Origin of the sequence: Methylobacterium crusticola (assembly GCF_003574465.1) — a bacterium.
Taxonomy (GTDB): domain Bacteria; phylum Pseudomonadota; class Alphaproteobacteria; order Rhizobiales; family Beijerinckiaceae; genus Methylobacterium; species Methylobacterium crusticola.
Map to the genome: position 1 here is coordinate 1 of NZ_QOWC01000004.1, position 18,974 is coordinate 18,974.

At 72.1% G+C, this 18,974-nt stretch carries 18 protein-coding genes, 1 tRNA gene and 2 pseudogenes; 15 read left to right on the forward strand and 6 right to left on the reverse strand.

Annotated features, from left to right (window positions below; translation table 11 throughout):
• Nucleotides 1–246 precede the first annotated feature (246 nt).
• Together DT057_RS07560 and DT057_RS07565 are read right to left on the reverse strand one after the other, a co-directional pair.
• Nucleotides 247–774 carry a Spy/CpxP family protein refolding chaperone gene (locus DT057_RS07560; RefSeq protein ID WP_238313235.1) on the reverse strand — a complete coding sequence of 176 codons (528 nt, stop codon included), beginning with the start codon at nucleotides 772–774 and terminating at the stop codon, nucleotides 247–249.
• Nucleotides 775–857: 83 nt separating this feature from the next.
• On the reverse strand, nucleotides 858–1,049 hold the full coding sequence (locus DT057_RS07565) for a hypothetical protein (RefSeq protein WP_128561472.1): 192 nt from the start codon (nucleotides 1,047–1,049) through the stop codon (nucleotides 858–860).
• A gap of 186 nt (nucleotides 1,050–1,235) precedes the next feature.
• On the opposite strand from DT057_RS07565, the gene DT057_RS07570 reads away from it, so the two are divergent.
• The 8 genes and pseudogenes from DT057_RS07570 to DT057_RS07605 all read left to right on the forward strand — a co-directional run bounded on the left by DT057_RS07570 (nucleotide 1,236) and on the right by DT057_RS07605 (nucleotide 8,416).
• A tRNA-Arg gene (locus DT057_RS07570) sits at nucleotides 1,236–1,312 on the forward strand.
• 355 nt (nucleotides 1,313–1,667) lie between these two features.
• Nucleotides 1,668–1,859, forward strand: a pseudogene (locus DT057_RS07575) (IS3 family transposase); the annotation flags it as partial.
• A 396-nt stretch (nucleotides 1,860–2,255) separates the two neighbouring features.
• Nucleotides 2,256–3,254: an ABC transporter permease gene (locus tag DT057_RS07580; RefSeq protein ID WP_128561473.1), complete on the forward strand. Its 999-nt coding sequence runs from the start codon at nucleotides 2,256–2,258 to the stop codon at nucleotides 3,252–3,254.
• Nucleotides 3,248–4,042, forward strand: a complete 795-nt coding sequence (locus tag DT057_RS07585) for an ABC transporter ATP-binding protein (protein WP_128561474.1) — start codon at nucleotides 3,248–3,250, stop codon at nucleotides 4,040–4,042. The genes DT057_RS07580 and DT057_RS07585 overlap by 7 nt, the downstream gene beginning before the upstream one ends.
• Before the next feature lie 51 nt (nucleotides 4,043–4,093).
• Complete coding sequence (locus tag DT057_RS07590) at nucleotides 4,094–5,113, forward strand: ABC transporter substrate-binding protein (protein WP_128561475.1); 1,020 nt, start codon at nucleotides 4,094–4,096, stop codon at nucleotides 5,111–5,113.
• Nucleotides 5,114–5,152: 39 nt separating this feature from the next.
• Nucleotides 5,153–6,160 carry an ABC transporter permease gene (locus DT057_RS07595; RefSeq protein ID WP_238313233.1) on the forward strand — a complete coding sequence of 336 codons (1,008 nt, stop codon included), beginning with the start codon at nucleotides 5,153–5,155 and terminating at the stop codon, nucleotides 6,158–6,160.
• A gap of 53 nt (nucleotides 6,161–6,213) precedes the next feature.
• Nucleotides 6,214–6,558 (forward strand): copper resistance CopC family protein, encoded by a 345-nt coding sequence (locus DT057_RS07600; protein WP_128561476.1) that lies wholly within the window; start codon nucleotides 6,214–6,216, stop codon nucleotides 6,556–6,558.
• Nucleotide 6,559: 1 nt separating this feature from the next.
• Nucleotides 6,560–8,416 carry a copper resistance D family protein gene (locus tag DT057_RS07605; RefSeq protein WP_128561477.1) on the forward strand — a complete coding sequence of 619 codons (1,857 nt, stop codon included), beginning with the start codon at nucleotides 6,560–6,562 and terminating at the stop codon, nucleotides 8,414–8,416.
• A 921-nt stretch (nucleotides 8,417–9,337) separates the two neighbouring features.
• Here the strand turns inward: DT057_RS07605 and DT057_RS07610 are convergent.
• The gene (locus DT057_RS07610) at nucleotides 9,338–9,709 is read right to left on the reverse strand and encodes a hypothetical protein (protein WP_128561478.1); all 372 of its coding nucleotides are present in this window, start codon (nucleotides 9,707–9,709) and stop codon (nucleotides 9,338–9,340) included.
• Between the two features lie 449 nt (nucleotides 9,710–10,158).
• Between DT057_RS07610 and DT057_RS07615 the strand changes: the two genes are divergently transcribed.
• The 6 genes from DT057_RS07615 (at nucleotide 10,159) to DT057_RS07640 (ending at nucleotide 14,500) form a co-directional block, all read left to right on the forward strand.
• Nucleotides 10,159–10,386: a hypothetical protein gene (locus DT057_RS07615; protein ID WP_128561479.1), complete on the forward strand. Its 228-nt coding sequence runs from the start codon at nucleotides 10,159–10,161 to the stop codon at nucleotides 10,384–10,386.
• Between the two features lie 165 nt (nucleotides 10,387–10,551).
• On the forward strand, nucleotides 10,552–10,800 hold the full coding sequence (locus DT057_RS37500) for a dodecin domain-containing protein (RefSeq protein ID WP_203236216.1): 249 nt from the start codon (nucleotides 10,552–10,554) through the stop codon (nucleotides 10,798–10,800).
• A gap of 106 nt (nucleotides 10,801–10,906) precedes the next feature.
• Entirely contained in the window at nucleotides 10,907–11,854 is a 948-nt protein-coding gene (locus DT057_RS07625) for a sulfonate ABC transporter substrate-binding protein (RefSeq protein WP_128561480.1), read from the forward strand.
• Nucleotides 11,855–12,011: 157 nt separating this feature from the next.
• Entirely contained in the window at nucleotides 12,012–12,356 is a 345-nt protein-coding gene (locus tag DT057_RS07630; RefSeq protein ID WP_128561481.1) for a DUF3088 domain-containing protein, read from the forward strand.
• A 96-nt stretch (nucleotides 12,357–12,452) separates the two neighbouring features.
• Nucleotides 12,453–13,262, forward strand: coding sequence for a MetQ/NlpA family ABC transporter substrate-binding protein (locus tag DT057_RS07635; RefSeq protein WP_128561482.1), 810 nt, complete (start codon nucleotides 12,453–12,455; stop codon nucleotides 13,260–13,262).
• 29 nt (nucleotides 13,263–13,291) lie between these two features.
• Nucleotides 13,292–14,500 (forward strand): acyl-CoA dehydrogenase family protein, encoded by a 1,209-nt coding sequence (locus tag DT057_RS07640; protein WP_128561483.1) that lies wholly within the window; start codon nucleotides 13,292–13,294, stop codon nucleotides 14,498–14,500.
• Nucleotides 14,501–14,768: 268 nt separating this feature from the next.
• Here the strand turns inward: DT057_RS07640 and DT057_RS36730 are convergent, their stop codons facing one another.
• Complete coding sequence (locus DT057_RS36730; protein WP_162501348.1) at nucleotides 14,769–14,909, reverse strand: hypothetical protein; 141 nt, start codon at nucleotides 14,907–14,909, stop codon at nucleotides 14,769–14,771.
• 63 nt (nucleotides 14,910–14,972) lie between these two features.
• Here DT057_RS36730 and DT057_RS07645 point away from each other — a divergent pair.
• Nucleotides 14,973–15,689, forward strand: a pseudogene (locus DT057_RS07645) (ABC transporter ATP-binding protein); the annotation flags it as partial.
• A gap of 194 nt (nucleotides 15,690–15,883) precedes the next feature.
• On the opposite strand, the gene DT057_RS07650 reads toward DT057_RS07645, so the two are convergent.
• Both DT057_RS07650 and DT057_RS07655 read right to left on the reverse strand, forming a co-directional pair.
• Entirely contained in the window at nucleotides 15,884–17,260 is a 1,377-nt protein-coding gene (locus tag DT057_RS07650) for an NtaA/DmoA family FMN-dependent monooxygenase (RefSeq protein ID WP_128561485.1), read from the reverse strand.
• A complete protein-coding gene (locus DT057_RS07655) occupies nucleotides 17,257–18,969 on the reverse strand; it encodes a dipeptide ABC transporter ATP-binding protein (protein ID WP_238313231.1) in 1,713 nt (570 codons plus the stop codon). The genes DT057_RS07650 and DT057_RS07655 overlap by 4 nt, the downstream gene beginning before the upstream one ends.
• Nucleotides 18,970–18,974 lie beyond the last annotated feature (5 nt).

Genomic DNA, 18,974 nt, shown 5'->3' on the forward strand with positions numbered 1-18,974 from the left:
CGCGGCGCGGGCCGCCGGGCGTGGGGGCAGGCCCCGGGGAAGGGACGCGGGCGCGCCGCCCACCGGGAGCCGGGGAGCGGCGCCGGGGAGGCCGGCGGCGCGTCGTGCCGACGCGGGCCGGGAACGGCCGTCGGATCCGGGCCAGGAGGGCCGCCGGGCCTCCGGCGCGGCAGCGCCGACGCGCGGAGAGGCCGACGGCCCGATCAGCCGCAAGCCCGATCGGCCGCAAGCCCGGGCCGTCGCGGGTCAGTCGTCGTGACGGTGGTGGGGACCCCCCCGCATCCCGCCCGGATGCGCGCCCATCGGCCGGGCGAGGATCACGGCGCGCTGCTTCTGGCGCTGGTCCAGGGTGGCGTAGAGCGGCTGGGACGCGTCGGCGAGCTTGCGCAGGGCGTCGGCCCGGGCCGCGAGGCCATCCGCCCGGGCCCGCAGGGCCTCGGGCGCGTTGGTGGCGACCCAGTCGCGCCCGTGCTCCCGCATCGCCTCGCGCTGGTCGCGCCCGACCTTGATCAGGCCGCGGATGGCCTGCTCGACGGGGGGCCACAGGGCCTCCTGGGCGGGCGTCAGGGTGAGGCCGGCATGCAGCGCCGCGATCCGCGCCTCCGTGAAGGCCCGGCGGTCCTCGGGGCCGAAGCGGTGCCCGTCGTCCGAGACGTCGGCGTGCGCGACCGTCTGCGCCCGCGGGCCCGGCGCGGCCGGCGGATCGCCGCCCTGTGCGTAACACGCGCTGCCGGCGACGCTCGCGCCGACCAGACCGATGATCATCCGCCTCATGACACGCCCTCGCGCGGCATCACGCTCGTGCCGCCAGGATCCGAGGATGCCCGCGGGCGGATGGCCCGAACCTCACCGGTGGATTACGACTTCGTAAGGCGGCGCAGGCCCGCGTAGCGGCGTTGGGCCGGGAGCCGGACCGGCCCGTCGCAGGCCGCCGCGCCGGTCGGCGCGCCGAAGCCGTGGCAGACCACGACGGCCGAGCACCAGACCGCCCCGGCGGGCGTCTCGCCGTCGGCCGTGCCGCGAAGGCCTCCGAAGAAGATCGTCGTCATCCCCGCCTCCCCGCCCTCCGGTCGCCAGCGCGGCGACCTGCCCGACACTGGGGTAGCCGATGCGCGGCCCGACCGTCGTGCGGCGTCGCACATGGACGCCCGGCGGCCGGCCCCGCGGTGCGCCGGGCCGGTGCCATGGGGCGGGTGACAGCCTCCGGGCGGCCTGCTACCACCGGCTCGGCGCACGACTCCGTAGCTCAGCTGGATAGAGCAGCCGCCTTCTAAGCGGCAGGTCGTTGGTTCGAGCCCAACCGGGGTCGCCAATCACAAGCCCGCCGGGTCAATGGCTTCGCGGGCTTTCTCATGCCCGCGCCCCTGTCCGATCCGTGTTGCCGCGGCGCGCCGCGCATCCCCTGCCATCGCCCTCGGTTGCAGCCGGGCGCCGCGATCCCGTGCACCACGGACGCCACACGTGGACTGGTCCGGGCCAAGCAGTCGGAACCGGGACGTGTCTCTGCCGAACGAGGGCGGGTACGCCGAGCTGCAGCCCGACCAGGCTCGGGAGACGGTTCCCCGTCTTCGAAGACGGGACCTAAGTCGCCGCGCGCTCGGTCCGCCACGCCGCCTGACCGTTTGCGTCACCCAGATTCTCGCGTAGCTCCCGTGTGCTCTCCCGGCGACGATGTCCGGCGGATCGATGCCGCCCGCCACCGGCGCCACGGTGCGCCGCGCGTGCATGCCGCCCAGCGAGCGGACGGCCGAGCAACCCGCCGCGGGCGGTTGGAGCGCCCGAGGCGCCTTCGCGGCATCAGCACCTTGGCGGGCCGCCGGTTCCGGCCCTGCACGACCACCAGCCGTGACGATCTCCCAAGCCGCGGACCTGCGCGCGCGTGCCTGAGGCATTGCCGGTGCGACGTCGGCGGTCTCTCGCCTGCGGTTCCTGCCCGAACCCTGCGTGACCTCGTGGCGCCGGATCCTCGTCGGCGGAAGGTGGCGGTCGCCCATGCTCGCCGCCGCCACCCAGGGCCGGCGTCTCGCACCCGGGGGCGAGATGTCGGTGTTCACGCCGGGCAAGCCCCGGACCGCGGTTCCGGGCTTGGAGGACGCGGCGGCCGTCCGGACGGCGGTACGAAGAAGCGTAGCCTCCAAACCCGCGAAAAATCGATAATCAATTTCATCCACGAAAAGACGTCGCCCGAGTATAGTGCGTGATGCGGCCAGACGAGCGAAGCCCTCCACTCCGCGCATCTCAGCATAGCCGAGGCCATGACAACCTTCGTCGCGACACAGATCGACACCGCGGAACAGGCTCGGCGCGAGGCTCCGATCGCGCTCTGGGGCGTGACGGCGGCCCTGGCGTGGGCCGCGGCCGCGGCCGCGGCCGAGGCTTGGCCCGACCTCGGCGACTGGCTCGAGACGCGCCGCTTCGCTGTCGGCGCGGCCGCGCTCGCCACGGCCTTCCTCGCACTCGCCGCGGTCGGGCGACGATGGCCCCGCGGCGGCGCCTGGATCCGCGACAGGGGTCCTTGGCTGACGGCGTCGGGCGTCGTTCTTACGCTCTGGCAACTCGCCTCGGCCAAGTTCGGCTGGCTGCCGCTGCCCTTCTTCCCGCCGCCCCAGGCGCTGATCGAGGTCTACACTGAGGATTACGTCGCGCTGGGCGCCAGCGTGCTGGCCTCGATGAAGCTGCTCGTCGTCGGCTTCGCGATCGGTGCCGTGCTCGGGTTCGTGACAGGCGTCGCCATCGGCTGGTCGCGGCGGGCCGGCTACTGGGTGCATCCCGTGCTGCGCTTCGTTGGGCCGCTTCCGGCGACCGCCTGGCTGCCGATCGCCTTCTTCGCCTTCCCGACGAGCTGGAGCGCCTCGATATTCCTGATCGCGCTCGCGACCGGCTTCCCGGTCACGGTGCTGACCTGGTCCGGCATCGCCAGCGTCAATGCCCGCTACTACGACGTCGCCCGTACGCTGGGCGCCCGGCCCTGGTTCCTCGTCCTGCGGGTCGCCGTGCCGGCCGCCATGCCGCACGTCTTCGTCGGCCTGTTCATGGCGCTGGGCGCAGCGTTCTCGGTGCTGATGGTCGCCGAACTCGTCGGCGTGAAGGCCGGCATCGGCTTCTACATGCAGTGGGCCCAGGGATGGGCCTCCTACGCCAACGTCTACGCCGCCCTCGTGGTGCTCGCGCTCCTGTGCTCCGGATCCATCACCGTGCTGTTCCGCCTGCGGGACCGCGTCCTCTCCTGGCAAAAGGGTCTCGTCCAATGGTAGCGCTTGCCATCGGCGACGCCGCGCAGGTGACGGCGGGCGCCGCCCTCGACATCGAGACCGTCAGCCACGCCTTCGATCTCGACGAGACGACCCTGCCGGTCCTGAACCGGATCGACCTGAGCGTGCGCCCCGGAGAGTTCGTGGCGCTGCTCGGTCCCTCCGGCTGCGGCAAGTCCACCCTGCTGCGCCTCGTTGCCGGCCTCGAGCCGCCGACCCGCGGAACGCTGCGGGAGGACGGCCGGCCGGTCACGGGACCGGATCCGTCCCGGATCGTCGTCTTCCAAGACCCAACCCTGTTTCCCTGGCGCACGGTGCGCGACAACGTCGCCCTCGGGCCGCAGGCCCAGGGCAGGCTCAGGAGCCAGGCCGGGCGGATCGACGAGGCCCTGGCGCTCGTCGGGCTGACGCAGTTCGCGAAGGCGTACCCGCACCAGCTCTCGGGCGGCATGGCCCAGCGCGTGGCGCTGGCCCGCGCCCTCGTCAACGACCCCTCGCTCCTGATCCTCGACGAGCCGCTGGGGAAGCTCGACTCGCTGACCCGCCTGACCATGCAGGGAGAACTCGTCGCGCTGTGGCAGCGCAAGGGCTTCACCGCCCTTCTGGTCACCCACGACGTCGAGGAGGCACTGTTCCTCGCCACGCGCGTCGTCGTCTTCAGCGATCGGCCGGCGACCGTGAAGGCCGACTTCCCCGTGGACCTTCCCTACCCGCGCCACCGCGGCGACCCGCGCCTCGTGGAGTTGCGCCGTGAGAGCCTGGCCCTGCTCGGCCTCGACGTGAGCTGGTAGCCGCCCTCAGCCTCCGAAACCCCGGACCCGTCCACTTAAGGAGCCTCAGCCATGTCCGACGACACCGTCCTCCCGCGTCCGTCCCGGCGCAGCGTCCTCGCCGGGGCGTCAGCCCTGGCGCTGGGTACGCCCCTCGCCTCCGCCCTGCTGCCGGCGCCCGCCCAGAGTGCGCCCCTGAAGGTCAGGCTAGGCTGGAGCGGCACCGGCATATGCCTGATCTCAGTGCCGGCCGCCGCCGAGAAGGGCTTCTTCACCAAGCACGGCCTCGACGTCGAGATCGTGAAGTTCGGCTCGAACTTCGACGGCAGCCTCGAAGCCGTGGCTTCGGGCAAGATCGACGCCACCGTCAACTTCATTCTGCGCTTCCTGAAGCCGCTGGAGCAGGGCATCAACGTCCGCTTCACCGGCGCACTGCACGGCGGCTGCATCCGCGTCATCTCCGCCACCGGCTCGCAGGAGGTCGACTACAAGTCGCTCAAGGGCAGGTCGATCGGCGTCGTCGACATGGCGAGCGCCGGCAAGAACTTCCTGTCGGTGCAGCTCTACAAAGCCGGGATTAATCCAGCCAACGAGGTCGACTGGCGCGTCTATCCCGTCGATCTCCTGGGCGAGGCGATCAAGAAGGGCGAGATCCAGGCTGCGGTCGACGCCGATCCCGGCATCTACCTCGTCCTGAAGAACAACGAGGGCAAACTGCACGAGATCGGCGGCCTCTCCTCGGGCGTCTACAAGGATCTGTCGTGCTGCGGCATCGCGGTGCGCAAGGATTTCGCGGAGAACAACAAGCCCGCCAGTGCCGCCCTGACCCGCGCGCTCCTCGACGCCGCCGACTGGGTCAAGACCAATCCCGACGAGGCAGCCAAGATCTTCACCGCCTACAGTCCGATCGCGGAGCCGATCCTGGGCGAGATCATCCGCAGCCACACGCACGAGCACCATTTCGGCAGCGGCAAGCGGCTGCGCGAGGAGGTCGAACTCTACACGAGCGATCTCCGCTCGGTCGGGATCATCCGGCCCCGCACCGATCCCAAGGCCCTCGCCGAGCGGATCGTCGTCGACGTCCTCGCCTGAGCCTTCCCGCCCACAGGTCCCCCCGAGGAAGCAGCGACCGTGCACGAACACGCGATCACGGGCGACCGGGCCAGCATCCTGGCCGGCCGGTCCCGACATCTCCCCGAGCGCCATCCGATCGTGGCATGGGCGGCCCTCGCCTGGGCCGCCGCCGGCGCGGTCACGGTGTCCTGGCCGAACATCAAGGACATCGCGCTCACGACCCATGTCGGCGTCGGGGAGGGGCTGGTCGGAGTGCTGCTGCTCCTCGGGTTCCTGCTCGGCCCGCTCCTGCGCGGCGTCAACCGCTGGCTGGGGCACAACGGACCCTGGTTCGTGGCGCTGCCGGTCCTGCTCTCGGTCTGGCAGGTCGCCTCGGCGAAGACGGGCTACTGGCCGATGCCGTTTTTCCCGCCACCCCAGGGGCTGCTCCACGCCTACGTCACCGACTACCCGCGCCTCCTCGAGAGCGTGAAGGCGTCCCTCGTCCTGCTCGGACTGGGTCTCGCCTTCGGGGCGACCGCCGGCTTCCTCACGGGGCTCGCCACCGGCTGGACGAGGCGGGTCAGCTACTGGACGAGCCCGCTCCTGCGCTTCGTCGGGCCGGTCCCGACCACGGCCCTGATCCCGCTGGTGCTGTTCCTGTTCCCGTCGAGCTTCAGCGCCGGGATCTTCCTCGTCGCACTGGCGACCTGGTTCCCGGTCACGATCCTGACGTGGTCGGGGGTAGCGGGGGTGGACAAGGCCTATTACGACGTCGCCCGCACGCTGGGCGCCGACCAGCGCTTCCTGCTCCTGCGGGTCACGGTGCCGGCCTCGCTGCCGCACGTCTTCGTCGGCCTGTTCATGGGGCTCGGCCACGCGATCGCGGTGCTGGTCGTCGCCGAGATGATCGGCGTCAAAGCGGGCCTCGGCTACTACATCGACTGGGCGCGTGGCTGGACCGCCTACGGGCACCTCTACGCCGGCCTGCTCGTGATGGCGCTGCTGTTCTCGGCGCTCACGACGCTGCTCTTCCGCGTCCGCGACAGAATCCTGATTTGGCAGAAGGGAGTGGTGCAATGGTGACGAGTGCGTCGCACGAGCGGGTCCGGTCGCGCGGGCTCGGATGGTGCGCAGGCATGACCGTTCTGACGCTGCTCGCCCATGCGGTGCCGACACCCGCCTTCGCCCACGCGCACCTCGTCAGCGCGTCGCCGCCGGTCGACGGCACGGTGCGGACGCCGCCGCAGGAGCTCACCATCGCTTTCACCGAGAAGCTCGAGGAGGCATTGTCGAGCATCGTCGTGAAGGATGCGGCCGGCAGGCGGGTCGACGCCGGGACTGCGCATCTGGCAGGCGACGCGAAGGGCCTGACGGTCCGCCTGCGCGACCTCCCGCCGGGCCTCTACACCGTCGACTGGGCGGCCACCTCGGTCGACACGCACCGCACGACCGGCCGCTTCACCTTCACCGTCAAGCCGTGATGTGGACGCGCATGCCGCCCTCGAGTTGCTGGCTCGCCTCGCGCGGGGCGTCGGACTGGCAGCGGGCCTGACGGGATTCGGGACGCTCGTCCTGGCGGCGCTGCTCTCCGGCCCGGCCGCGGCCGGGCCGGAGCGGGTCTGGACGTCGCTGCGGCGCCTGGCGCGCGCCGCGCTCACCGTCGCAATCCTCGCCATGGTGTCGTGGCTGCTCCTGCACGCCAGGCTGCTGACGGACGCAGAACGCGGCTGGTGGGCCGCGGCCCGGCTCGTGGCGGGCGGCACGACCTTCGGCCGCGCGCTGCTCGCGCAGGCGGGGCTCCTGGCGCTCGCCCAGGCCACGATGGGAACGCTGCGCTCGCAACCGCGCGTGCTGCTCGCCGCCGGCCTCGCCGCGGGCGCCCTTGGCTTGCAGCCGCGCCTCGGCCACGCCGCGGCCTCGGACGTGCCATTCCTTCCGCTTCTCGTCGCGCTGCACGTGATCGCCGCCGGGCTCTGGCTCGGCGCCTTGCCGGGCCTCCTCATCGCCGTGGCACGGAGTCCCGTCACGGCGGCGAGAGTTGCGGTGCGGCGCTTCTCCTGGCTCGGGCTTGCCGCCGTCGGGGTCGTCGCCGTCACGGCGGTGCTCCAGTCCCTGCCGCTCGTCGGTGACATCGGGGGCCTGTTCGGCACGCTCTACGGGCGCGTCGCCCTCGCCAAGACCCTCGGCTTTGCCGGCCTGCTCGCCCTCGCGGCACTCAACCGCTTCGTCCTGACGCCCGCCATGACGCGGAACGGGTCGGGGCCGCTCGTCACGAGCATCGCGGTGGAACTCGTTCTCGGGGCATCCGTGCTCGTCGGGGCGGTGGCCCTTGCGAGCTTGCCGCCCGGTGCGCACGAGCAGGCCGTCTGGCCCTTCCCGCTCCAGCCCGACCTGTCTCGGATCGACGAGCCCTACTTCGCCAAGGAGCTGTGGCGTGCCGCGGCCTTCCTCAGTGCCGGGCTCGCCGGCCTTGCCGGCCTGCTCTGGCGCCGCACCCGTCTGATCGGCCCCGCGGGCGCCCTCGTCGCCCTCGTCTGGCTGCCGAATCCCAACCTCGCTCTTCTCGCCAAACCGGCCTGGCCGACGAGCTTCCAACGCTCGGAGACGGGCTTCACCGCCGCTTCGATCCTGCGCGGCGAGAAGATCCTGCGCCGTCACTGCACGGCCGCCTGCTTCCGCCCGCGCGACGATCCGTCCGATCCGACACCCTACGGCCTGTGGCAGCGGGCCGACGGCGACCTCTACGGCTGGCTCACCACGACATTCGACCCCATCGGCCACACGCCGTTCCCGCACGGCACCATCGCCCGGCTCGAGCCGCGCGAGCGCTGGCAGCTGATCGATTACTTCCGTGCCCGTGTCGCCGGCAGTGCGGCCCGCCTGAACGAGACCTGGGCCCACCCCGTCCTGCTTCCCGGCTTCCCGGTCCGGTGCCGCGACGGCGGCACCCTGCTGCGCGGCCGCCCGGACCGGGCCGGGCCGGTCGAGATCACCGTCGCCCTGGGCGGCGCGACCCCGTCGCCCGAGGCCGCGCCGCCGGGCGTGCCGTTGACGCGCGTCCTCCTCGCCGCGCGGGAGACCGACGCGGTCCCGTCCGGTTTTGACTGCATGTCCGGCTCCCCCGATGCCGTCTCGGCGCTCGCTCTGATGTCGGGCTGCGACGAGGACCAGCTCGACGGCACGCGCCTCCTCGTCGATGCCAACGGCTGGCTGCGGGTCCGCATCCCGCCGCGCCGTTCGGGAGCCTCCGTGCCGGCCTCCCCGGTGCGGGACGCCGAACTCGTGCGCATCGCCGCGGAGCCGTTCGATGCCGGCGACGTCGGCACGCACCGGCACTGATCGCGGGCAGGTTCCATCGCCGTCAACGTGCGGGCGCGCGACTCGTGTCTGGTCGTGATGAGGCTTGCGCGCGCCGCCCTGATCGACTGGTCCGGGACCGGCCGGGTTCTGGCTCCGCTCTGCGCCGCGCCCCGCGGCGAGCGGGCCTGGCCGTCCCCGGCGCCGTTCAAGGGCTTGCTTCGGGCCGCCTGGTACGACCTGTCGGATGCGAAGCGCGCAGAGGCTCCGGATGACCGCGCGCTTCCACCGGCTCTGTGGCTTTGCCGCCCACGAGCCCACGCCCGAGCGCACCGCCCACCTCCGCTTCCGCCGCGCGCTCGCGGCCCGAAGCCTCGATGGAGTGCTGTTCGCGACGCTGGCCGGCCGATTCGACGCGCGCGGCCGTTGTGGACAGGACCGGCACGCGCGCCGATGCCACCGTGATCACGTCGGCCACATCGCGCGACGAGGACGCCCGCCGGACGTGGTGACGGTGATTGGACGCGCCCGCTGCCTCGGAACGAGGCGTGGTTCGAGATCCCACGACAGCACGCGCTTGTCCTGCGTTGCGCGCACGCTGTCCTGCGCGGCCAAGCCCGCGGAGGACAGCCTGTCTCGCATCCCGTCGAATTCGAAAATCCATTCCGTTGACCCTCCGATCGAATCCGGACATTCTCGATGCGTTGGCTGGAGATTTCTTTTTTATATCAAGACTTCGTCTCGAGCCGCGCTGATTTGGTCCACGACAGATTGCGCTGCGTCATCAAAGGCTAGAGCGGCATGTGTGCGTCACGCACCCTGTATCCGTCTCGCGCGAGAAAGGTTTCGGTCGTGAACACGCGCGTTTCCTCCCGGAGAACGACTTTCTGCTTGCGCCGGCCAGCCGGCGTGCTCGGCGGCTGTCCGGCCTGAGCGCGCGACCACCTGCCCAACAGCGTGACCTCACCATGCCGTCCCGACAAGCGGCGCCGGGAGACCTTTGCCATGACCACGCGCGTGCACGTCCTCGAGATCGGCCAGTCGGCTATCGGCATCATCGTCCCGGAGGATCACCTTCAGGTTCGCTTCTTCGCGGCCGGCGCCCCCTACGACCGCCTCGATGGCCAGATCTTCCGAGGAGAGCGCGAGGTTCTCGCCGCCGCGAGGGCGCTGCTTCCGCAGCGGACGCGGGGCGAGCGCCGTCTCGCCCGCTGACCGCCTTCCGCACGGACGCAAGACGGGAATGTCACGCCGCTCCTCGCCCTCGCGCCCCCATCCGGGCGAGCCGACGCCGGAACTCATCGCCGTCGCCTCCTGCATCACGATGATCCTCATCGCAATCGGCTTCCTCCTACGCTGAAGTCCGCGCTGTGGCGCGGGGTCGAGGAACGATCTTCCCCGATGCCAGGTCCGCGCGACAAAGCCCAAATCGAGGAGCAGAAAACAGGAAATCCTGTCACACCGACTGGCACGGGCCCGGTCCACCGCGTTCCTTCCGGAAATGACCGGATACAGAGCGTGTCTGAGGAAGCGGTGTCGGAGCGGGTCGCTGCCGATCCCGGCGGAGCCCTGAGCTCCCGCGTTCCCGACGGACACCTGTTCCGCTTCGCGGAAAAAGGTCACGCTTGAAGCGAGAGCGGCGACGGCGAGATCGTTCCATGAATCCAATGATCTAAAGCAATAAAAACTATAGACTTGATTGTCGTGAAAATTCTACCATGGGATCGATCTGTCGAACGACGTCATTCTGTAATGTTCGGATCACGGCAGGGAGAGGTGCCTCGATGAGCCTTTGGTCCCGTCCTCGGCCCCGTCCGACCTCCGATCCGTCGACGGCGTACCGGAGCATCAGCGGCCGCGGCATCGCCCCGCGAGGCGCGGCCCGCGCCGGCATCCCGGGACCGGCTTGGGCCGATCGAGACCGCGACGGCTCGGCCGACCGCCGTGACCGGGAGACATCGCAGAGCCTGGTGTTTGCCAAGCAGTTCGACATCAACGGTCAGATCGGCTGAACGCGCATCGATCCGACTGCCGATGTGAACCAATCGGCGATGACGTCTCGCCGATCACCGCACCGAGTCGATCTGCCAAGAAGAAGATAGAGGAAGACGATGACACGTCGCAGCATACCGACCGGGTAGTGGAGATCGTGGCACCCTCGACCAAGAGCTGAGACGATGCGAGCACCGACATCGTCGCGAGTGCGTCAGACGCGGCGCCACGGCAGCGGGTTCCAGGTTGTCGAAACCCGCGGCCACGTCGAGGCCGGACGGTTCGCGTACGTCCAGGTACACCCGAAGGTCAGGTTCCGGCCGGACGGCCGCTGGAGCGTCTCTCAACGAAGCGACCGTTGTTCGTCTCACGCAATGCCTTCACATCACCAGTGCAGCGTGCGACCGCAGCGCGGTCGGACGCTGCACTGGTGATGTGACGTCCCTGCGGATTCCTCGCGCTCGCCGGACGCGCCTCGCATCGGACAGCCGCCAGCCCGCAATCCCGTTCCGACCCCCTCCAGACGAAAGGTCTCCCGTCATGACGCTCACCAGGCGTTCCTTCGCGGCCGGTGCTGCCGCAGCCCTCGCGTCGCTCGCAACCACCGGCCCGGCGCGGGCCGATCGCGTGCTGCGGGTCGGCTACCAGAAGTACGGCACGATGCTCCTGCTGAAGGCGCGCGGCAGCCTCGAGCCGGCGCTCAAACCCCTGGGGTTCCGGGCCGAGTGGCGGGAGTTCCCGGGCGGTCCCCAGCTCCTCGAGGCGCTCAACGTCAAGGCCATCGATATCGGCGTGGTCGGCGAGACGCCGCCGATCTTCGCCCAGAGCGCGGGCGCGCCCCTCGTCTACCTCGCCCACGAGCCGCCTGCTCCGAAGAGTGAGGCGATCGTTGTCCGGAAGGACAGCCCGATCCGCTCCGTCGCGGACCTGAAGGGCAAGAAGGTCGCGCTCAACAAAGGTTCGAACGTTCACTACCTGCTCGTTCGCGCGCTGGAGGAGGCCGGACTCGCCTACACCGACATACAGACCATCTTCCTCGCGCCGGCCGATGGGCGGGCGGCGTTCGACGGCGGGTCGATCGACGCCTGGGTGATCTGGGATCCGTTCCTGGCCGCCGTCGAGGTAGCGAGCGGCGCCCGCATCCTGCAGGACGCGACCGGGCTCGCGGCGAACCATCAGTTCTACGTCGGCGAGCGGTCGTTCACGGACTCGCAGCCACAGGCCATCGACGCCGTGCTCGCGGCGATCTCGGTGGTCGACCGCGAAACCAACGGGGTGACCGAGGCGGCGGCGCAGGAGCTCAGTCCGGCGATCGGCATGCCGGTTCCGATCCTCGCGCGCGCCCTCAGCCGCCAGAGTTGGGGCGTCGCACCACTTGGGCCAGAAGTCGTCGCCGGACAGCAGCGTATCGCCGACACGTTCCTGCGCCTCGGCCTGCTGCCGCGGCCAATCCAGGTGGCGGACGCTGTCCGACAGGCTCGCTCGTAGGGCCGGGGGCGGTCTCGCATTGCGGCCGGGTGCGCGAAGGGCGTTGCCGCGCGCAGCGTGATCGCCCGCCCCAGAATTCGATATACTCTAGCATCAAACTCAACTAACACGCGCTGCCGCCCGTCGAGCGGGGCCGTACACGAGCCCGGAGCACCGCATGAGCCGAGATCGCCTCTTCCTGCTTCAGCCCGCCTTCGAGGATCCCCGGCAGCCGGGGCGCAGCGTGTTCTGCCCCGACAGCAACCAGATCGAGGGCGTGCTCGCGAGCCATCCCGACCTCGCCGGGAAGATCGAGGTCCAGCGCCTGTCCTTTCCCCGGCCGCGGCATCCCGTGGCGGCGCTCCTCGGCGAGGACCATCAGTCGCTGCCGGTCCTCGTGCTCGGCGAGGCCGGCCCGGTGCCGGACCGCGTCGAGCACGCGAACGGGCTGCGCTTCGTGGCCGACACGCGCCGCATCCTCGAGGTGCTGGCCGAGCGCCACGGGATCCCGGCGCCGCTCTGACGCACCGCACGGCTCCGGGCCGGCGCCCCGGGCCTCGCGGGTCATCCATCCATGCGGCCGAGGCGTTCGCGGGCCGCGACAGGGGAGAGGTTGGTCATGGTGAGAGGTGTTCGGTTCCGGGCGGCGGCCCTGGCGCTCGTCGCGCTGGTGGGGATCTGCGCGGCGGCGCAGGGGGCGGACGGACCCCTCAAGGTCGGGGTCTCCGCAGGCCCCTACGGCGACGTGCTGCGCGACGCCGCGCGGCTCGCCGACAAGGAGGGGCTCAAGGCCGAGATCATCGAGTTCAGCGACTGGAACCAGCCCAATGCCGCGCTCGACGCCGGCGACATCGACCTCAACAACTTCCAGCACCGCTTCTACCTCGCCAACCAGGTGAAGGCGCGCGGCTACCGGATCGTCGCCCTCGACGAATCGCTCCTGGTGCCGGCCGGGCTCCACTCGTCGAAGTACGCCAAGGTCGCGGACGTGCCGGACCGCAGCCGGATCGCGATCCCGAACGACCCCACCAACGCCGCCCGGGCGCTGCTCCTGTTCCAGAAGGCGGGCCTCATCACCCTGCGGCCCGGCGCCGGCCTCGACGCCACCCTGCGCGACGTGGCGCAGAACCCGAAGGCGCTGCAGATCGTCGAACTCGACGCGGCGCAGCTCGCCCGCTCCCTCGACGACGTCGCGGTCGCCTTCGTCTCCAGCAACTACGCCTACCTGGCCGGCCTCGACCTGAACAAGGCGCTGGTGGCCGAGACCGCCGATGCGGAGGCGAAGCCGTACTTCACCCTGGTCTTCGCGGCGCGCGAGGACCGCAAGGACGATCCCCGCATCCGCCGCTTCATCGAGATCTACCGCTCGCAGCCCGTGAAGGACGCGGTCGCGGCGCGCTTCAAGGGAACCATCCTGGCCGCGTGGTGAGGGGGCTTGCGGGACACGCGGGGACCGACATGGCCACGATTGAGACCAACGACGGAGCGGTGCGGGACGGCGCGCCGGACTGGTCCGCGCTGGCGCAAGGTGTCGCGGACGACCTGCGGGCGGACGCCAACACCCGCGAGCGCCTCGCGGCCCGTCCCGTGCGGGAGCTGGCGCTGCTGCGGGAGTCCAAGCTCCTCACCCTCCTCGATGCGCGCGAGTACGGCGGCGGGGGCGGGTCCTTCGCGCAGGCGCTCGCGGCGGTGCGGATCGTCGCCCGCGCCGACACCGCGATCGCCCAGCTCCTGAGCTACCACTACCTCCATCGCACCAACGCGCTCTGGCGCGCCGGCCCGGCGCAGCGCGAGGGCCTGGCCCTGGCCTCGGCGAGGGATCGCTGGTTCTGGGGCGGCGCCTCCAACCCGCGCGATCCCGAATCCGTGCTCGTGCCCGACGGGGACGACTTCCGGCTGAATGGGCGCAAGACTTTCGCGTCGAACGCCGCAGTGGCGGACCGGATCACCCTGCGCGCCGAGCTCGGCGGCGGCTTCGCGGTGATCGTCATCCCGGGCGACCGGCCCGGCGTGACTCACGGCAACGACTGGGACGCCTTCGGCCAGCGCCTGACGGAGAGCGGCAGCATCGCCTTCGAGAACGTGCGGGTCGCGCGCGACGAGATCCTGGGCGAGGCCCTGCCACCCGCCGCGCCGGCGCTCTCGCCCCTGACCACTCTCGTGGTGCCTCTGCACCAGATGCTGATCGCGGGCTTCTACGTCGGCACCGCCGAGGGCGCGCTCACGGAGGCCGCGGAGTACATCCGCACCCAGGCGCGGCCCTGGCAGGCCTCGGGCGTCGCGGCGGCGCGCGAGGATCCCTACATCCTCGAGCACATCGGCAACCTCGACGTCGAGGTGCGGGCGAGCGCGGCGCTGACCGCCGCGGCCGGGGAGGCGTTCGAGGCCGCGGTCGCGCAGGGCGAGGGCCTCACGCCGACGCGACGCACCGAGGTCGCCGCCGCGATCTACGCCGCCAAGGTGCATGCGAGCCGCACCGCGCTCCAGGTCACCTCGCAGATCTTCGAGTTGATGGGCGCCCGTGCCACCAGCAGCCGCTACGGCTTCGACCGGTTCTGGCGGAACATCCGCACCCACACCCTGCACGATCCCGTCGTCTACAAGGCGCGCGAGGTGGGCAACTTCGCGCTCAACGGGACGATCACGCCGACTCCGCTCTACACGTGAGACCGACACTGATGACATCCGGCCCCGCCTCCGTCTCCCGTCGCGACCTCGTGGCCCTCGGCGCGGGCACCCTCGGGGCCGCCGCGCTGCCCGCTCGCCCCCGCGCGCAGGGCGCTCCGCCGGACGTCGTGCGCATCGGCTACCTCACCGCGCCCCGCGCCTGGGTCATCGGCAAGCACGACAAGGCCTTCGACGCCGCGCTCGCCACCCGGGTCGAGTGGGTGCCGTTCCCCTCGGGCGGGCCGGCGCTGCAGCGCCTCGCCTCCGGTCAGACCGACTTCGCGGTCTTCGGCAGCACGCCGATCGTCGCCGGCCTGTCCCGCGGCCTGCCGCTGCGGATCCTCGGCTCGCCCGAGATCGTCGCCACCAGCGAGCGGCTCGTGGTCCGCTCCGAGATCGCCGACGTCAAGCAGCTCGCCGGCAAGCGCATCGCGGTCGCGCCGGCCGCGTCACGACGGCGCTCGAGCACCTCTCGTTCCCGGTGCGCGAGGGCGAGTTCGTCTGCCTGCTCGGCCCGAGCGGCTGCGGCAAGTCGAGCGTCCTCGACCTGCTCGGCGGCTTCGAGGCCGCCACGGACGGGCGCGTCGCCGTCGACGGCGGCCCGGTGCCGCCGCCGGGTCCCGACCGGGGCATCGTGTTCCAGGAGCCGCTGCTCTTTCCCTGGCTCACCGTGCGCGACAACATCACCTTCGCGCCCCGCCTCGCCGGCGTGCCGGCCTCGGTCTACGGACCGCGCGCGGCGAGGCTCGTCGAGCTCATGGGCCTGTCCGGCTTCGAGAACCACGCCCCCTACGAGCTCTCCGGCGGCATGCGCCAGCGGGTCGCCATCGCGCGGGCCTGGATCTCCGAGCCGCGTCTCCTCCTGATGGACGAGCCCTTCGGCGCCCTCGACGCGCAGACCCGCCTGTCGATGCAGGAGCTGCTCCTCGACGCGCGGGAGGCTACCGGCGCCACGGTGCTGTTCGTCACCCACGACATCGAGGAGGCCTTGTTCCTGGCCGACCGCGTCCTCGTCCTCACCGCCCGTCCGGGCCGCGTCGCCGCCGAGATCCCGGTGCCGTTCGGGCGGCCGCGCCGCTACGAGAGCCTGCTTGCCGATCCCCGCTTCGGCGCGCTCAAGCGCGGGATCGTCGCGTCGTTGCGCGGCCCGGCCGGCACGGCGGCGGCGGGCCCGGCTCACTCGGCGTAGCGGAGGAACGTCCTCGTCACGGATCCCGGGAGCGCCTCGTCGAGGCCCCCCTGGACCCGTTCGACCGGACGACCCTCGCGCGCCCGAAGGCCGATGCCACGCTCTCGCGTGCCGCCGCGGCGGCACGCGCAGTGCCCCGCGGCCCGTGCCGGACCTGCCGGTCGACGGCCGGTGCGGCGGGTTGCGCGCCGGGCTCACTCGGCCGCGAGGCGCGGCGTGAAGGCGCCGCGCCAGCGCGCCGCGGGATGCCGGTCGTCGAGCCGGTCGCGGCCGAACAGCTTCCGGCGCAGGCTGCCCGGGGCGTATTCGCGCTTGGCGAGACCGCGCCGCTGCAGCACCGGCAACAGGTGCTCGTTGAACTCGCGGTAGGAGCCCGGGATCGTCCAGTTGATCAGGTTGACGCCGTCGATGCCTGCCCGCTGCCAGAGCGCGAGCGCGTCGGCGATCTGGTCCGGCGTGCCGACCAGCCGCGGGTGGCGCCGGGCAACCAGCCGGCCGAGATCGCCGACCGTCGGCTCGTGGCCGAGCTCGCGCTGGCGCAGCCACGCGATGTGGCTGCGTCCGCCATTCGTCCGGATGTCCTTCAGCAGCGTCTCGGGCGGCAGGGGGCGGCCGTCGTCCTGCGACACCCCGAGGTTGGAATGGGCCAGGAAGCCGTCGATGCTGACATAGGCGTCGAGCTCCGCCTCCCGCCGCTGCGCCTCCTCCTCGGTGCTGCCGATCACGAAGGCGAAGCCCTGGAAGAACTTGATGTCCTCGCGCCGGCGGCCGACGCGCTCGGCGAGGTCGCGCGTCTCGGCGATCAGCGCCGCCGCCGCCTCCGGGCCGGGGGCCGAGATGAACTGCGCCTCGGCGTTGCGCGCCGCGAAGGCGCGCCCGGCGGGGGACGAGCCCGCCTGGAACAGGAGCGGCGTGCGCTGCGGCGAGGGGGCGGGCAGGTGGGGTCCCTCGACGCGGTAGCGCGGGCCGACGTGGTTGATCCGGTGGATCCGGCGCGCATCCGCCAGGACGCCGCGCGCCCGGTCCTTCACGAGCGCACCCTCGTCCCACGACCCCTCCCAGAGCTTGAAGACGACGTCCAGGTACTCCTCGGCCCATTCGTAGCGCTCGTCGTGCTCCGTCAGCCGGGCGAGGCCGAAGTTGCGCGCAGCGTTCTCCTGGGTCGAGGTGACGATGTTCCAGGCAATGCGGCCGCGGCTGATGTGGTCGAGCGTCGAGGCGCGGCGGGCGAACTCGAAGGGATGGGCCTGCAGCACCGAGCTGGTGAAGGCGAGGCCGAGATGCTCGGTACTGACGGCGAGCGCCGAGAGCAGGACCGAGGGGTCGTGGCTCGGGATCTGCAGGCCCTCGCGGGCATTGACCGTGTAGTCGCCGCCGACCGGGCCGTAGAGTCCGACGACGTCGGCGAAGAACACCGCGTCGAACAGCCCGGCCTCGAGGGTCCGCACAAGGTCGACCCAGACGGTGACGTCGTCGAAATCGGCCTGGCGCGCCTCGGGGTGGCGCCAGAGCCCGTGCTGGATGTGCGAGACCGTGTTCATCACGAAGGCGTTGATGTGCAGCGCGGTCATGCGGCATTTCCCTTCCGGTGGAGCGCGGGGTCGGCCCGGTGCGCGAGGCGCGGGACGGCGGCGACGAGGCGCCGCGTGTAGTCGGCGCGCGGGCGCAGGAAGACCTCGTCGGCCGTCCCGCTCTCGACCACGCGGCCCCGGCTCATCACCAGCACCCGGTCGGCCAGGTGGTGGACCACGCCGAGATCGTGCGAGATGAAGAGGGTGCTCAGGCCGAGCAGGCGCTTGAGGTCGCCGAGGAGATCGAGCACCTGGGCCTGGATCGAGACGTCGAGCGCCGAGACCGGCGCGTCGCAGACGATCACGGCGGGCCGCGGCGCGATCGCCCGGGCGATCGCCAGCCGCTGGCGCTGCCCGCCCGACAGCTGGAGCGGGCGCCGCCCGGCCAGGGCCTCCGGCAGGCCGACGAGGCCGAACAGCTCGGAGACCCGGCCGCGCCGGCCGGGCTCGTCGGGAGGGATCGCGTCCTCGAGGATCCGCGCCACGCTCCAGCGCGGATCGAAGGAACTGAGCGGGTCCTGGTAGACGATCGCGATCGCGCGACGCAGAGCCCGGCGGGCCACCTCGGGCCGCGCGCTCCAGGGCTCGCCGAGCAGGGTGACGCTGCCCTCGTCGGGCGCCTCCAGCGCCATCACGAGGCGCGCCAGCGTCGACTTGCCGGAACCCGATTCCCCGACGATCCCCAGGGTCTCGCCGCGGCAGAGCGCGAAGGAGACTCCGTCCACCGCCGCGCTCGGGCGGCCGTCCGGTCCGGTGAAGCGCTTCACCAGCCCGTCCGCGCGCAGCAGGGTCGCGGGCGGCGGGGCAGGCGGGACCCCGCTCCGCGCCGCGGCCGTGCCGACCGGTGCCGCATGTCCATGGCGCGGGCTCGAGGCCGGGGCGAGCCGGCTGCCGCGCGAGCGCGCCGAGGGGATCGCCGCGATGAGGCTTCGCGTGTACGCGGCCTGCGGGTCGCCGAAGACCTGCGCGGCGGCGCCGCGCTCCACCACCTCGCCGCAGCGCATGACCAGCACCTCGTCGGCCATGCGCGAGACCACCGCGAGGTCGTGGCTGATCAGGATCAGGGCCTTGCCGCGGGCGCGGGTCTCCTCGAGCAGGGCGAGCACCTGGGCCTGGACGGTGACGTCGAGGGCGGTGGTGGGCTCGTCGGCGATCAGCAAGCGCGGGTCGAGGGCGAGCGCGGCGGCGATCAGGGCGCGCTGCCGCTGGCCGCCGGAGAGCTGCTGCGGCAGCTGCCGGGCCTTCAGCTCCGGCTCGGGCACGCCGACCTGCCGCAGCAGGTCGGCGACGTGGGACGGCGGAGCCGGCGCGCCGTGCAGGCGCAAAGCCGCGGCGATCTGCGCCCCGACCGGCCGCAGCGGATCGAGCGAGACCAGGGCGTCCTGCAGCACGAAGCCGATCTCCCGGCCGCGGATGCCGCGCCAGGCGCGGTCACCGAGCCCCGTGAGGTCGCGCCCGGCGAAGGCGAGCCGGTCCGCGCGCACGACCGCGTGGCGGCCCGGCAGGCCGACGAGGCTGCGCGCCGTCACGCTCTTGCCCGAACCGGATTTGCCGACGATCGCGAGGCAGCGTCCCTCCGCGAGGGTGAACGACACGCCCCGCACGGCCGCCCCCTCCGGCCCGCCGCGGCCGAAGGACACGACCAGGTTCTCGACGGCGACGAGGGGCGGGGCGGCACTCCCGGGCGCACGGTTCGCGGACGGCGTCATGGTCT

Excerpts from the sequence above, each read along its gene's own strand:
- DT057_RS07560 (WP_238313235.1), bottom strand. The coding sequence starts at position 774 with ATGAGGCGGATGATCATCGGTCTGGTCGGCGCGAGCGTCGCCGGCAGC.
- DT057_RS07565 (WP_128561472.1), bottom strand. The coding sequence starts at position 1,049 with ATGACGACGATCTTCTTCGGAGGCCTTCGCGGCACGGCCGACGGCGAG.
- DT057_RS07580 (WP_128561473.1), top strand. The coding sequence starts at position 2,256 with ATGACAACCTTCGTCGCGACACAGATCGACACCGCGGAACAGGCTCGG.
- DT057_RS07585 (WP_128561474.1), top strand. The coding sequence starts at position 3,248 with ATGGTAGCGCTTGCCATCGGCGACGCCGCGCAGGTGACGGCGGGCGCC.
- DT057_RS07590 (WP_128561475.1), top strand. The coding sequence starts at position 4,094 with ATGTCCGACGACACCGTCCTCCCGCGTCCGTCCCGGCGCAGCGTCCTC.
- DT057_RS07600 (WP_128561476.1), top strand. The coding sequence starts at position 6,214 with ATGACCGTTCTGACGCTGCTCGCCCATGCGGTGCCGACACCCGCCTTC.
- DT057_RS07610 (WP_128561478.1), bottom strand. The coding sequence starts at position 9,709 with ATGAGGATCATCGTGATGCAGGAGGCGACGGCGATGAGTTCCGGCGTC.
- DT057_RS07615 (WP_128561479.1), top strand. The coding sequence starts at position 10,159 with ATGAGCCTTTGGTCCCGTCCTCGGCCCCGTCCGACCTCCGATCCGTCG.
- DT057_RS37500 (WP_203236216.1), top strand. The coding sequence starts at position 10,552 with ATGCGAGCACCGACATCGTCGCGAGTGCGTCAGACGCGGCGCCACGGC.
- DT057_RS07625 (WP_128561480.1), top strand. The coding sequence starts at position 10,907 with ATGACGCTCACCAGGCGTTCCTTCGCGGCCGGTGCTGCCGCAGCCCTC.
- DT057_RS07630 (WP_128561481.1), top strand. The coding sequence starts at position 12,012 with ATGAGCCGAGATCGCCTCTTCCTGCTTCAGCCCGCCTTCGAGGATCCC.
- DT057_RS07635 (WP_128561482.1), top strand. The coding sequence starts at position 12,453 with ATGGTGAGAGGTGTTCGGTTCCGGGCGGCGGCCCTGGCGCTCGTCGCG.
- DT057_RS07640 (WP_128561483.1), top strand. The coding sequence starts at position 13,292 with ATGGCCACGATTGAGACCAACGACGGAGCGGTGCGGGACGGCGCGCCG.
- DT057_RS07650 (WP_128561485.1), bottom strand. The coding sequence starts at position 17,260 with ATGACCGCGCTGCACATCAACGCCTTCGTGATGAACACGGTCTCGCAC.
- DT057_RS07655 (WP_238313231.1), bottom strand. The coding sequence starts at position 18,969 with ATGACGCCGTCCGCGAACCGTGCGCCCGGGAGTGCCGCCCCGCCCCTC.